General features: G+C 75.5%; 10 protein-coding genes. 7 read left to right on the forward strand and 3 right to left on the reverse strand.

Features of this window, described 5'->3' with window-relative positions:
- Positions 1-57 precede the first annotated feature (57 nt).
- The 3 genes from AB0P35_RS39815 to AB0P35_RS39825 all read right to left on the reverse strand — a co-directional run bounded on the left by AB0P35_RS39815 (position 58) and on the right by AB0P35_RS39825 (position 2,755).
- Positions 58-384 carry a hypothetical protein gene (locus tag AB0P35_RS39815; RefSeq protein ID WP_363521040.1) on the reverse strand — a complete coding sequence of 109 codons (327 nt, stop codon included), beginning with the start codon at positions 382-384 and terminating at the stop codon, positions 58-60.
- 109 nt (positions 385-493) lie between these two features.
- A complete protein-coding gene (locus tag AB0P35_RS39820) occupies positions 494-1,249 on the reverse strand; it encodes an alpha/beta hydrolase (RefSeq protein WP_363521043.1) in 756 nt (251 codons plus the stop codon).
- A 174-nt stretch (positions 1,250-1,423) separates the two neighbouring features.
- Positions 1,424-2,755, reverse strand: coding sequence for a hypothetical protein (locus tag AB0P35_RS39825; protein WP_363521046.1), 1,332 nt, complete (start codon positions 2,753-2,755; stop codon positions 1,424-1,426).
- A gap of 292 nt (positions 2,756-3,047) precedes the next feature.
- Here AB0P35_RS39825 and AB0P35_RS39830 point away from each other — a divergent pair, with 292 nt between their 5' ends.
- The 7 genes from AB0P35_RS39830 to AB0P35_RS39860 all read left to right on the forward strand — a co-directional run bounded on the left by AB0P35_RS39830 (position 3,048) and on the right by AB0P35_RS39860 (position 12,181).
- The gene (locus tag AB0P35_RS39830) at positions 3,048-3,821 is read left to right on the forward strand and encodes a class II aldolase/adducin family protein (RefSeq protein ID WP_363521065.1); all 774 of its coding nucleotides are present in this window, start codon (positions 3,048-3,050) and stop codon (positions 3,819-3,821) included.
- Positions 3,818-4,516, forward strand: coding sequence for a TetR/AcrR family transcriptional regulator (locus AB0P35_RS39835; protein WP_363521049.1), 699 nt, complete (start codon positions 3,818-3,820; stop codon positions 4,514-4,516). The genes AB0P35_RS39830 and AB0P35_RS39835 overlap by 4 nt, the downstream gene beginning before the upstream one ends.
- A complete protein-coding gene (locus AB0P35_RS39840) occupies positions 4,513-5,406 on the forward strand; it encodes an alpha/beta hydrolase (protein WP_363521052.1) in 894 nt (297 codons plus the stop codon). Before AB0P35_RS39835 ends, AB0P35_RS39840 begins: the two co-directional genes overlap by 4 nt.
- A gap of 329 nt (positions 5,407-5,735) precedes the next feature.
- Positions 5,736-9,602, forward strand: coding sequence for a Pls/PosA family non-ribosomal peptide synthetase (locus AB0P35_RS39845; protein ID WP_363521055.1), 3,867 nt, complete (start codon positions 5,736-5,738; stop codon positions 9,600-9,602).
- Positions 9,603-9,631: 29 nt separating this feature from the next.
- A complete protein-coding gene (locus AB0P35_RS39850; protein WP_363521058.1) occupies positions 9,632-10,978 on the forward strand; it encodes a M1 family metallopeptidase in 1,347 nt (448 codons plus the stop codon).
- 152 nt (positions 10,979-11,130) lie between these two features.
- Positions 11,131-11,511, forward strand: a complete 381-nt coding sequence (locus AB0P35_RS39855) for a sortase-dependent protein (protein ID WP_363521060.1) — start codon at positions 11,131-11,133, stop codon at positions 11,509-11,511.
- Positions 11,512-11,542: 31 nt separating this feature from the next.
- Positions 11,543-12,181 carry a class F sortase gene (locus AB0P35_RS39860; protein WP_363521062.1) on the forward strand — a complete coding sequence of 213 codons (639 nt, stop codon included), beginning with the start codon at positions 11,543-11,545 and terminating at the stop codon, positions 12,179-12,181.
- Positions 12,182-12,327 lie beyond the last annotated feature (146 nt).

Below are 12,327 nucleotides of genomic sequence, written 5' to 3' on the forward strand. Positions count from 1 at the left end.
GGCCGGGGGGCCGGGGGGGGGGGGGGGGGGGCCCCCCCCCGCGGGCACGGCGGCAGGTTAGGCGAGCAGGGCGCGCACCGCCCGGCAGGTGATCGCGGACGGGCGGTGGATGCCGAGCCGGACGGCGAGCGAGCGGATCCGGCGGTTGGTGGCGTGCTGGGGCAGGTACACCCCGGAGTCGAGCAGCACGACCGCGAGGCGCATGGCCTTCAGCCGGCGGTTGTGGTCGATGTACCACTCGCGGGGCATGCCGGCCGGCAGCGGCCGGACGGCGGGCGGACCGGGGCGGCGGACGGGCCGCACCCGTCGTGCGGACGGCGTGCGGCGGCTGGAGAGGGTGGGCAGGGTGGAAACGGTGGCGAGAGCGGGCTGGGCAGCGGACATCGACGACCTCCTGGTGCGGTGGCTGGGGGCGCTCGCTGACAAAACCCATAGTAGAACGGGGTACTGACAATCCACCGGGTGCCGGCCGGCCACCGCACCGGCCGGTGCGTCAGGCCCGCAGGAAGGCCTCCAGAGCCGCCGCGAACGCCACCGGGATCTCGTACATCGGGTAGTGCCCGGAGTTGGCGAGGACGGTGAGTTCGGCGTTCGGGTAGTGGGCGAGCCAGGTGCCGCGCATCACCTCGGCGTTGAGCGCGGGGTCGTGTTCGCCGACGAACACGCCGACGGGCAGCGGGCTGCCGGCGACCTTCGCCGCGAAGTCCTGGGTCGTCCAGTCCGCCAGGTAGCCGCCGAAGGCCTCCGGCCGGGAGCCGGTGACCGACTGGGCGGTCATCCGGTCCAGCCAGCGCCCGCAGGCGCGGTGACCGGTGACCAGGTCGAGGATGGCCCTGCGGTTGGCCGGATACTGCACGGCGCCGTGGAAGAGGTCGTGGGCGTCGCCCTCCAGCGGGTAGGCGCTCGCCGGGACGGGGGCGACACCGGCGAGCCTGCGGACCCGGGTCGGGGCCTCGGCGAGGATCCGCTGCGCCGCCTTGCCGCCCATCGAGTGCCCGACCAGCGAGAACGTGTCCCAGCCGAGGTGGTCGGCCAGGGCCAGCGCGTCGGAGGCGATCTCGGCGAGGGTGAACTCGCCCTCCACCGCGATCCGTTCGCCGTATCCGCGGTAGTCGAGGAAGGCGTAGCCGAACTCGTCCGGGTCCAGGAGGTCGAGGAACGTCCCCCAGCCGGAGCTGCTGCCGAACCAGTCGTGCAGGACGAGGACCTTGTGCGGGCCGGATCCGACCGTTCGGTGACTGATCGCCATCGTGTGCTCCCTCTGCGTGATCGTGTCGGGCGGGTCGATCATCCCACCCGCGCCCCGGCGCCACGCCAGCACGGATCGCGCCATCCCGGCGCCGGGGGCGCACGCGCCGCACCGCGCGCCGCATACAGGGCCCGGGGCGGCCGGCGTGCGCCGGTCGCCCCGGGTCCTCGGACGTCAGCGGGTGAGACGGTCCACCAGCCACTTGGTCAGCACCGGGCGGGGCTCGCTGTGCGGGGAGTTCCCCTCGTCGCAGCAGAAGTCGTCCAGCTCGATCTCCTCCGGCCCGATCGCGGACAGGTCGGTGAACGGGTCGCGCTCCCAGCGCTCCGGGTCGAACGCGAGCCCGACGGCGCTGATCGAGGGCACGAAGCAGGTGAAGTCGAAGCGGTCGTCGACGTCGGCACCGAGCGCCTCGGCGACCAGGCCGAAGGACGCGAGCGTGCCGCCCGGGGCGCCGTCGAGGGCGGGCACGGCCGTGGTGGAGCTGCGGCGGACGGTGAACGCGATGTTCATGCCGCCGATGGGCTGCTTCTCGCCGCGGTCGGGCTGGATCCGGGCGGTGGCGGTGGCCGTCCGGAGCTGGTCCTTCTTCCAGTCGAAGGCGATCTCCCCCGGGGTCAGTTCGAGGCCCACGCCGCCGCCGTTGCCATTGGCGACGCCGAGCTTCAGCGGCCGCTTCGGGTAGTTCCCGCGTGCCCGGAGGTCCGCCAGGAACTCGGTGCGCAGCGGGCTCGCGGTACCGACCGGCCCCTCGTACTTCGAGTTCTCCACCCAGGCCCACAGCAGCTGCTGGGCGGCGGGGCTGCGCAGCAGCTCGGCCTGCTTGGGCACGCCGGGCTGCTCGGGGACGAAGTCCTCGAAGAAGTGGGCCATCTGCTGGAGGATCAGCGGGATCCAGGCACCCTGGTGCGGGGTGTCCCAGGAGAAGTAGACGGCGGTGTGGTGGTCGATGCCCTCGTCCTCCATCCGGGCCAGGGCGTAGCGGGTGATCATGCCGCCCATGCTGACGCCGCCGACGGTCAGCGGGTCGATGGCCACGCGCTCCGCCGTGGCCCGCTCGATACAGGCGGCGGCGACGCCCGCGTTGGCCTGGATGTAGGTGTGGCGCTCGTCGAAGCCGAGCAGGATCACGTCCGTCCCGGCCTCGCGCAGCGCGGTGAGGAAGCGGCCTCCCTCGGCCTTGTCGAAGTGCTTCCACAGGCCGGGGAGGTCGCTGGGGCCGTAGTTGAAGCCGTCGGCGAGGATCAGCGGGCGCTGGAGCCGCCGGTTGCCCTTGCCCAGGTAGACGTGGGCGGTGCCGGTGGCGGTCTTGCCGTTGTGCGGGTAGGAGCCGCGCAGCGTCCAGATCTGGTCCGGCTTCGGCGCCTCGCCCTCGCCGGTCAGCGGCGTGGTGAACCAGATGCGGCCGGCGGTGCGGGCGGCGAGTTGGGCGATCTGCTCGGGCGTGGCCTCACCGAGGCCTTCGACGAGTTTGGTGCTGACGTGGATCTGCGGTGTCTCGGTCATCGGGTGGGACTTTCGTTTCGCGCCCGGGGCGGGCGGAGGACGGGGACTGCGGCGGTGGATGCGAGGCCCTGACTGACGTACCGTCACGCCGCGAATCGATCCTTACACAAACGATTCACCTTCACCGGGCACCGCACGGCGATGGCGTGGCGGACCGCGGAACCGCGGACGCGGACCGGAACGAGCGAAACCGGACCCCTTGTGAAATGCGTCCACTGGACGCATTATGGGCGCGGCCGGAACGGCCGGCCCGCAGGAAGGGGAGAGCGTGACGGAGACGATCAGCGCGTTCATGCCGGTGCAGCAGGGGCTGGAGTTCGACCTGCCGCCGCAGTTCGCCACCGTGGAGGAGGAGCGCGAGCACCGCAAGCAGCGGCTGGCGGGCGCCTGCCGGGTGTTCGGGCGGCTCGGCTTCTCCGAGGGGGTGGCCGGGCACATCACCGTCCGCGACCCGGAGTTCCCGGACATGTTCTGGGTGAACCCGTTCGGCCTGTCCTTCCGCCAGGTCCGGGTGTCGGACCTGATCCTGGTCGACCACGAGGGGCAGGTCCGGCACGGCCGGCGGCCGGTCAACCGGGCCGGGTTCGTCATCCACTCCGCGATCCACGCGGCCCGGCCGGACGTCGTCGCGGCCTGCCACGCGCACGCGGTGCACGGCAACGCCTGGTCGAGCCTCGGCCGCCCGCTGGACCCGATCACCCAGGACGCCTGCGCGCTGTTCGAGAACCACGTGGTGGTGTCCGAGGGCGGCGGCCAGGTGGTGGTCGACGAGGAGGCGGGCGCACTGCTCGCCGCCGGCCTCGGCCCGCACCGGGCGGCGATCCACCGGAACCACGGGATCTTCACGGTCGGCGAGTCCGTCGAGGAGGCCGCCTGGTGGTTCATCAGCATGGAGCGCAGCGCGCAGGCGCAGCTGCTCGCCGAGGCCGTCGGGCGGCCGCACGTGATGAGCGCCGAGGCGGCCCGGTACACCCGCGAGCAGACGGGCTTCCCGCTCGCCGGCTGGTTCTCCTTCCAGCCGCTGTGGCAGGACGTCGTCCGCTCCGACCCGGACCTGTTCGAGTGAGCGCGCCGGGTTCGGCCGCCTGGTGGAGGCAGCGCTACGCGGAGCGGGAACGCCGGCGGCCGCGGGCCGGCGGGCTGAGCCTGGCGGCGATCACCGGCGCGGCCCTGGAGATCGCGGACGGCGAGGGGCTGGACGCGCTGACGATGCGGCACCTCGCCGACCGGCTCGGGACGCGGCACACCTCGCTGTACCGGCACGTGGCCAGCCGCGAGGAGCTGCTGGTCGAGCTGGTCGACCGGGTGCTCGCCGAGGTCCGGCTGCCCCAGCAGGCGGCCGACTGGCGCCCCGCGCTGGCCGCGGGCGCCCGCGAGTTCCGCCGCGTGCTGCGCGGGCATCCGGCGGTGGCGCCGCTGTTCGTCGCCGGGCAGCTGCTCGGCCCGAACGCGCTGCGCGCCCGCGAGCACGCCCTGGGCCTGCTGATCGGAGCGGGCTGGCCGCCCCCGACGGCCGTGCACATCTATCTGACGGTGATGCACTTCGTCATCGGAGCGGCTCAGATGGATGCGGGCGGGGCCGCACGGACCGCCGAGGAGCGGGCCGCCATGGCCGAGCTGTTCGCGGGTCTGCCGGCCGACACCCACCCGGTGGTCCGCCGCCACGCCGAGCTGCTCAACGCGCCGGACAGCGACCAGGAGTTCGACTTCGGCCTCCAGGCACTCCTGGACGGCTTCGGCCGGCGGCAGGAGGCCCCGTGAACCCGGCGACCGACCCGGTGCTGCCCCCGCTGGCGGAGTGGATCGCGGGCGGGAGCCACCTCCCGGTCCGCGGCCCCCGCGGCGCGCACACCCTCTTCGTCCGGCAGGACGGCCCGCCCGCCGGCCGCCCGGTGACGCTGCTGCACGGCTTTCCGACCTCCTCGCACGACTGGGCGGGCGTGGCGCCCCGGCTCGCCGCGAGCGGCTGCCGGGTGACGACGCTCGACCTGCTCGGCTTCGGCGAGAGCGACAAGCCGCGCCGCCACGCGTACTCCCTGCTGGAGCAGGCGGACCTGGTGGAGGCGGTGTGGCGGGAGCTCGGGATCGGCGGCACGGCGCTGGTCGCCCACGACTACGGCGTCAGCGTCGCCCAGGAGCTGCTGGCCCGGGCACCGTCCCGGATCACCAGGACGGCATGGCTGAACGGCGGGCTCTACGCCGACCTGCACCGCCCGGTGCCGGTGCAGCGGCTGCTGCACGGGCCGCTCGGTCCGCTGCTGGCCCACGCCATGACGGAGCGCCGGTTCACCCGCTCGATGCGGCAGGTGCTCGCCCGTCCGGTCGCGGACGGGGTGCTGCACGAGATGTGGCTCGGGATCGCCCGCGCCGACGGGCGGCTGCTCGCCCCGCGGCTGCTGCGCTACATCGACGAGCGGCGCACGCACGCGGCGCGCTGGGCGGCCGCGCTGGAGGGCTTCCCCGGGCCGAGCCTGTTCGTCTGGGGTCCGGCCGATCCGATCAGCGGCGCCCATGTGCTGGCCCGGGTCCGCGAGCGGATCCCGCACGCGGCGGTCGTCGAGCTCGGCGGCCAGCCCCCGACCGGCCACTACCCGCAGGTGGAGAGCCCGGCCGAGGTCACGGCGGCACTGGAGTCCTTCCTGCGGGACTGACCCGGCGCCGCCGACCCCGCCCGTCCGCACCCTGCTCTCCTTCGACGCCCGGGCCGGGCCGGGGCGGTCTTGCCCGCCCCGGCCCGGTCCGGCAGGCTGCCCGAGGGCGGCGGGGGCTCCCGGCCGCCCCGGGGGAGGCGCGGCAGCGCGCCGGGTCCGCGGACGGCCGAGGGCGGACAGCCCGCCGGGTGACTCGCCGGGTGGCTCGGCGCGCCGGGTGGTTGGCTTGGCAGGGGGCGTGCACCCCGGTCGGTAGATTGTCCGGGTTGTCGCCCTTTGGACGCCTTCGATCGGTTCGATCGGCCTCCCGGGAGCCGGAAGGGGACTGTATGACCGTGATCGCGCACCCCGAGGCACCGCTCGCCCTGTTCCCGGGCCGCCCGGCCCCGCCCGCCCGCACCCTGCTGGACGTGCTGCGCGCGACCGCCGCGGCCCACCCGCACGAGCCGGCCCTGGACGACGGCCGTGCCGTTCTCGGCTACGGCGCGCTGCTCGGCGAGGTCGAGCGGCTGCGGCGGCAGCTGGCCCGGGCGGGCATCGGCCTCGGCGACCGGGTGGGCGTGCGGGTGCCGTCGGGCACCAACGACCTCTATGTGTCGATCCTCGCCGTGCTGGCGGCCGGCGCCGCCTACGTACCGGTCGACGCCGACGACCCGGACGAGCGGGCCGAGCTGGTCTTCGGCGAGGCCGACGTCAACGCCGTGCTGGGCGCCGGACGGGAGCTGGGCCGCGTCAAGCCGTCCGGCAACGAGGCGGCCGAACCCGGCCCCGAGGACGACGCCTGGATCATCTTCACCTCCGGCTCCACCGGCCGGCCGAAGGGCGTCGCCGTCACCCACCGCAGCGCCGCCGCGTTCGTGGACGCCGAGGCCGCGCTCTTCCTCCGGGGCGAGCCGATCGGCCCGGGCGACCGGGTGATGGCCGGGCTCTCCGTCGCCTTCGACGCCTCCTGCGAGGAGATGTGGCTGGCCTGGCGGCACGGCGCCTGCCTGGTACCGGTGCCCCGCGCGCAGGTGCGCAGCGGCGCCGACCTCGGCCCGTGGCTGGCGGAGCAGGAGATCACGGTGATCTCCACCGTGCCGACGCTGGCGGCGCTCTGGCCGGCCGAGGCGCTGAACGAGGTCCGGCTGCTGATCTTCGGCGGTGAGGCGTGCCCGCCGGAGCTCGCCGAGCGGCTGGTCACCGAGGGCCGCGAGGTGTGGAACACCTACGGCCCGACCGAGGCGACCGTGGTGGCCTGCGCCTGCCTGCTCGGCGGCGAGGGGCCGGTGCGGATCGGGCTGCCGCTGGACGGCTGGGAGCTGGCGGTGGTCGACGAGGACGGCCGGCCGGTGCCGATGGGCGGCAGCGGGCAGCTGGTGATCGGCGGTGTCGGGCTGGCCCGGTACCTCGACCCGGTGAAGGACGAGGAGAAGTACGCGCCGCTGGAGTCGCTGGGCTGGCGGCGCGCCTACCGCAGCGGTGACATCGTCCGGGCCGACGCCGAGGGCCTGGTGTTCCTCGGGCGCGGCGACGAACAGGTGAAACTCGGCGGCCGCCGGATCGAACTCGGCGAGGTGGACGCCGCCCTGCAGGCGCTGCCCGGGGTGGCCGGCGCGGCCACCGCCGTCCGCACCGCCCGCAGCGGCAACCGGCTGCTGGTCGGCTACCTGGTCGTCCGGGACGGCTTCGACCGGGCCGCCGCAGTGGAGCGGCTGCGCGGCGAACTGCCCGCGGCGCTGGTGCCGCTGCTCGCCGCCGTCGAGGAGCTGCCCTGCCGCACCTCCGGCAAGGTGGACCGGGACGCGCTGCCCTGGCCGCTGCCCGACCAGGAACAGGACGGCCCGGGCGAGCAGCTGTACGGCACCGAGGCGTGGCTCGCCGAGCAGTGGTGCGAGATCCTCGGGGTGCCCGTCCGCAGCGCGGACGACGACTTCTTCACGATCGGCGGCGGTTCGCTGGCCGCGGCGCAGCTCACCACCCGGCTGCGCACCCGCTGCCCGGCCGTCTCCGTGCTGGACGTCTACCAGCAGCCGACGCTGCGCAAGCTGGCCCGGCTGCTGGAGCGTGCCGCCCCGGCCGGGCAGGAGACGCGCACGGTGCGGCCCGTCCCGGCGCGGGCGGGGCTCGTCCAGCTGGCGGCGCTGCTGCCGCTGTCGGCGCTGACCGGGCTGCGCTGGGGTGTCGCTCTGCTGGCGATCGGCAATGTGCTGCACATGCTCGGCGGGTACGCCTGGGCGCCGACCGCCTCCTGGTGGGCGGTGGCGGCGGGGGCGGTGCTGCTGTTCTCCGCACCGGGGCGGCTGGCGGTCTCCGCGGGCGGCGTCCGGCTGCTGCTGCGCGGGGTCGGGGCCGGCTCCCATCCGCGCGGCGGCGGTGTCCATCTGCGGCTGTGGGCCGCGGAGCGGTGGGCCGAGGCGGCCGGCGCCACCTCGCTCTCCGGGGCCTGGCTGGCGCGCTACGCCCGGGCGCTGGGCGCGCAGGTCGGCGAGGACGTCGACCTGCACACCATGCCGCCGGTGACGGGCCTGCTGCGGCTCGGCAAGGGCTGCGCGATCGAGAACGAGGTCGACCTCGCCGGGTACTGGCTGGACGGCGACCGGCTGGAGATCGGTGCCGTCCGGGTCGGCGCGGGCGCGGTCGTCGGGACGCGATCGGTGCTCTTCCCCGGTTCGCGGGTCGGCAAGCGCGCGGAGGTGGCGCCCGGTTCGGGCGTGGCCGGGCACGTCCCGACCGGGCAGCGCTGGGGCGGCGCGCCGGCCGTCAAGATCGGCAAGGCGGAGCGGGCCTGGCCGAAGCAGCGGCCCGCCCGCACCACCCGGTGGGCCGCCGTCTACGGGCTGACCGGCTCCGCGCTGGCCCTGCTGCCCGCGCTCTGCGCCGTCCCCGCGCTGCTCACCGCCGGGCTGTTCGTCCACCCCGGCAACGACCTGCCCACCGCGCTGCGCGGGGCACTGGCGGCGGTGGTGCCCGCCACCCTGGTCTACGGCCTGGCGTACGCGGCGGTCGTGCTGGCCGGTGTCCGGCTGCTGAGCCTCGGACTGCGGTCCGGCCACCACCCGCTGCACGGACGGATCGGCTGGCAGGCGTGGACGGTCAGCCAGCTGATGGACCACGCCCGGGAGACGCTCTTCCCGCTGTACGCCGGCCTGATCACCCCGTTCTGGCTGCGACTGCTCGGCATGCGGGTGGGCCGTGGCGCCGAGGTCTCCACGGTGCTCGCGCTGCCCAGCCTCACCACCGTCGGCGACGGCGCCTTCCTCGCCGACGACACCCTGATCGCCCCGTACGAGCTCGGCGGCGGCTGGGTGCGGGTGGGCCGGGCGGCGGTGGGCCGCAAGGCCTTCCTCGGCAACTCCGGGATGACCGCGCCGGGCCGCTCGGTGCCCGACCGGGGCCTGGTGGGGGTGCTCTCCGCGACGCCGAAGAAGGCGAAGCGCGGCAGCTCGTACCTGGGCATGCCGCCGGTGAAGCTGCCCCGGTCGGCGGACACCGCGGACGCCGCCCGCACCTACGACCCGCCGGGCCGGCTGCTGTGGGCGCGCGGGCTGACCGAGCTCGGCCGGCTGGTGCCGGTGTTCGCCTCCTCGGCGATGGTGGTGCTGACCGCGGCCGCGCTCTGCGCGCTCGGTGCGGCGCTGCCCGGCGGCGCGGTGCTGCTGGCCGGGCCGGTGCTGCTGGCCGCGGGCGCCGCGGCCTGCGCGGTGTCGGTCGCCGCGAAGTGGCTGCTGGTCGGCCGCTGCCGGGCGGCCGAGCACCCGCTGTGGAGCGGTTTCGTGTGGCGCAACGAGCTCGCCGACACCTTCGTCGAGGTGCTCGCGGTGCCGTGGCTGATCGGCCGGGTGCTCGGCACCCCGGTGCTCAACCTGTGGCTGCGGGCGCTCGGCGCCCGGATCGGCCGCGGCGTGTGGTGCGAGAGCTACTGGCTGCCGGAGACCGACCTGGTCACGCTCGGCGACGCGGTCGGCGTCAACCGTGGGTGCGTGCTGCAGACGCACCTCTTCCACGACCGGATCATGCGGCTGGATACTGTGGAGCTCCGCGAGGGCTCCACGCTGGGCCCGGGCGGAATCGTGCTGCCCGGCAGCACGGTCGGGGCCCGCTCCACGCTCGGCCCGGCCTCCCTGGTGATGCGCGCGGAGACCGTCCCCGCCGACACCCGCTGGCTCGGCAACCCGATCGAGGCGTGGCAGCAGCCCGGGCACCGCGCCACATGACCGAGACCGCGCACGGAGAGAACCGACCGGTGAGCCCCACCAAGCAGCCCGAGGCCGCTGACCCGTACTTCCCGGACAACGGCGACCGCCGGTACCGGACCCACCGGTACGAACTCACCCTCGACTACCGGCCGGGCCCCAACCGGCTGGCCGGCATCGCCCGGATCACCGCCATAGCGGGCCGGGCGGCGCTGCGAGAGTTCGCGCTGGACCTCGCCCCGTTCAAGGTCGGCCGGGTGCTGGTGGACGGCCGCGCGGCGCACTACACGCACCGCGGCGGCAAGCTGCGGATCAGACCCGCGAAGGCCCCGGTGGCCGAGGCCGCGTTCACCGTCGAGGTGCACTGGTCCGGCAACCCCAAGCCGGTCCGCAGCCCGTGGGGCGGCCTCGGCTGGGAGGAGCTCACCGACGGCGCCCTGGTCGCCAGCCAGCCCGTCGGCGCACCGTCCTGGTACCCGTGCAACGACCGGCCGTCGGACAAGGCGGCCTACCACCTGTCGGTCACCACGCCCTCCGCGTACACCGTGGTGACCGGCGGCCGGCTGCTCACCCGCACCACCCGGGCCTCCGCCACCACCTGGGTCTACGACCAGCCGGCGCCGACCGCCAGCTACCTGGTGGGCCTGTCCGTCGGCCCGTACCGCGCCCTCGCGCTGACCGGGCCGGGGCTCGGCGGGGTGGCGCAGACGGGGTACGTCCCGGCCCGGCTGCAGCAGCGTTTCGAGCACGACTTCGGCCGGCAGCCGCAGATGATGGAGCTCTTCGAGGAGCTGTTCGGCCCCTACCCGTTCGGCGAGTACGCGGTCGTCGTCGCCGACGAGGAGCTGGACGTGCCGGTGGAGGCCCAGGGGCTGGCCACCTTCGGCACCAACCACCTCGACGGCGTCCGCGGCAGCGAGCGGCTGGTCGCCCACGAGCTCGCCCACCAGTGGTTCGGCAACAGCCTGACCATCGCCGGCTGGCGCGACATCTGGCTCAACGAGGGCTTCGCCAAGTACGCGGAGTGGCTCTGGTCGGAGCACTCCGGCGGCCCGAGCGCGCAGCGCAAGGCGGAGTCCGCGTACCGCCAGGTCCTGGCGCTGCCGCAGAACATCCGGATCGGCGACCCCGGCAGGAGCCTGATGTTCGACGACCGGGTGTACGAGCGCGGCGGGCTGACCGTCCACGCGCTGCGCTGCGCCCTCGGCGACCCGTCGTTCTTCCGGATGGTCCGCAGCTGGGCCACCACCCGCCGGCACTCGGTGGTCTCCACCGCCGAGTTCGCCGCGCACGCCGCCCGGTACGGCGGGGCGGCGGCCGATCGCGTCCTCGAGACCTGGATCAACCGGCACCGGCTTCCCCCGCTGCCGGTGCCCGCCCCGGCGCCGCAGCCGTAGCCGCAGGCCGGTGCCCGGGCCGGAGGTCTGTTACCGGACCGCGCGGTGGCCGTTACACGGTCGGCGGCAGTCCGTGAGGCGGGATTCCTAGCGTGTGCCTCACCAACTCGCGTTCACCCGAACGGGAGTGGCGAGCAATCGGAGGAGTCCTCATGTCACGTACCTCGACCGCGCACCGCTCGGTGCGCTCCGCGCTGGTCTGCGCCGGGGCCGGGGTGGCCGTGCTGCTGTCCGCCGGGGCCGCGGCCGCCGACGGCCCGTCCGCCTCGCCGGTGCCGAGCGCGACGCGCAGCGCCCAGCCGACTCTGCCGCCGGAGTCCGGGGCGCGGCCGAGCGCGGTGGCGAGCGCGCCGGCCGTCGGGCCGGACGGCCGCCGCACCGGCGGGCTGCCCCGCGGCGGCGCCCAGACCGGTGAGGCGGAGGACGGCGGCTCGCCGACCGTCGTGGTCCTCGGCTCGGCGCTGGCGCTGGCCGGTGCCGCCGGGATCGGCACCGCCGTCGTCCGTCGGCGCCGTGCCGGCGCGCAGGCGTAGCCGCAACCGGCGCGGCCGGCGCCCCTCGTGGGTGCCGGCCGCGTCGGCCGGCGCGCTCGTCCTCGCACTCGGCCTCGGCACGGTCGCCTACGGGCTCGCCCCGGACGGCGAGGCGGTGCACGTCGCCTACACCGGCCCCGACGCGGACCCGCCGAGCCGCACCGCATCCGCACCGGCGCCCGCCGGCGGTGCGGCCCGCCCCGCGGACGACCGGCCGGCCTCGCCGCCGGTCCGGCTGCTGATCCCCCGGATCGGGGTGGACGCCCCGGTCGGCCCGGTCGGGCTGAACGGCGACGGCACGGTGGAGGTCCCGCCGCTGGACCGGCCCGGGCAGGTCGGCTGGTACCGGAACGGTGCCGCGCCCGGCCGGCCGGGCGCGGCCGTGCTGCTCGGCCACTACGCGACCCGCAAGGGCTCGGCCGTCTTCCACCGGCTGCCGTCGGTGCGCCCCGGCGACACCGTCCAGGTGCGCCGGGAGGACGGCAGCACGGTGTCCTACCGGGTGCGGGCGGTCCGGCAGTTCCCCAAGTCCGCCTTCCCCACCGAGCTGGTGTACGGCGACACCCCGGACGCCCAGCTGAGGGTGGTCACCTGCGGCGGCACGATCGGGCGGGACGGGCACTACAGCGACAACATCGTGGTGCTCGCGGACCTGGCCGACGGGCCGTGACGGCCCTCCGCCACAGGGCGGGCGGCGGGCGCCCTGCGGGCATGGGGCAGACTGACTGCCCTCCCCTGTCTCTGTACGACCGTCAGGAAAGGCTCCGCCGCGCGTGAGGAAGAGGACAGGCCCGGCTGCCCGGGCCGGAATCGCCG

Origin of the sequence: Kitasatospora sp. NPDC085879 (genome assembly GCF_040686255.1) — a bacterium.
GTDB lineage: Bacteria > Actinomycetota > Actinomycetes > Streptomycetales > Streptomycetaceae > Kitasatospora.

Bases quoted from the DNA above. Each gene is read 5' to 3' on its own strand.
- AB0P35_RS39830 (WP_363521065.1), top strand. From the start codon at position 3,048: ATGCCGGTGCAGCAGGGGCTGGAGTTCGACCTGCCGCCGCAGTTCGCC.
- AB0P35_RS39825 (WP_363521046.1), bottom strand. From the start codon at position 2,755: ATGACCGAGACACCGCAGATCCACGTCAGCACCAAACTCGTCGAAGGC.
- AB0P35_RS39815 (WP_363521040.1), bottom strand. From the start codon at position 384: ATGTCCGCTGCCCAGCCCGCTCTCGCCACCGTTTCCACCCTGCCCACC.
- AB0P35_RS39855 (WP_363521060.1), top strand. From the start codon at position 11,131: ATGTCACGTACCTCGACCGCGCACCGCTCGGTGCGCTCCGCGCTGGTC.
- AB0P35_RS39845 (WP_363521055.1), top strand. From the start codon at position 5,736: ATGACCGTGATCGCGCACCCCGAGGCACCGCTCGCCCTGTTCCCGGGC.
- AB0P35_RS39820 (WP_363521043.1), bottom strand. From the start codon at position 1,249: ATGGCGATCAGTCACCGAACGGTCGGATCCGGCCCGCACAAGGTCCTC.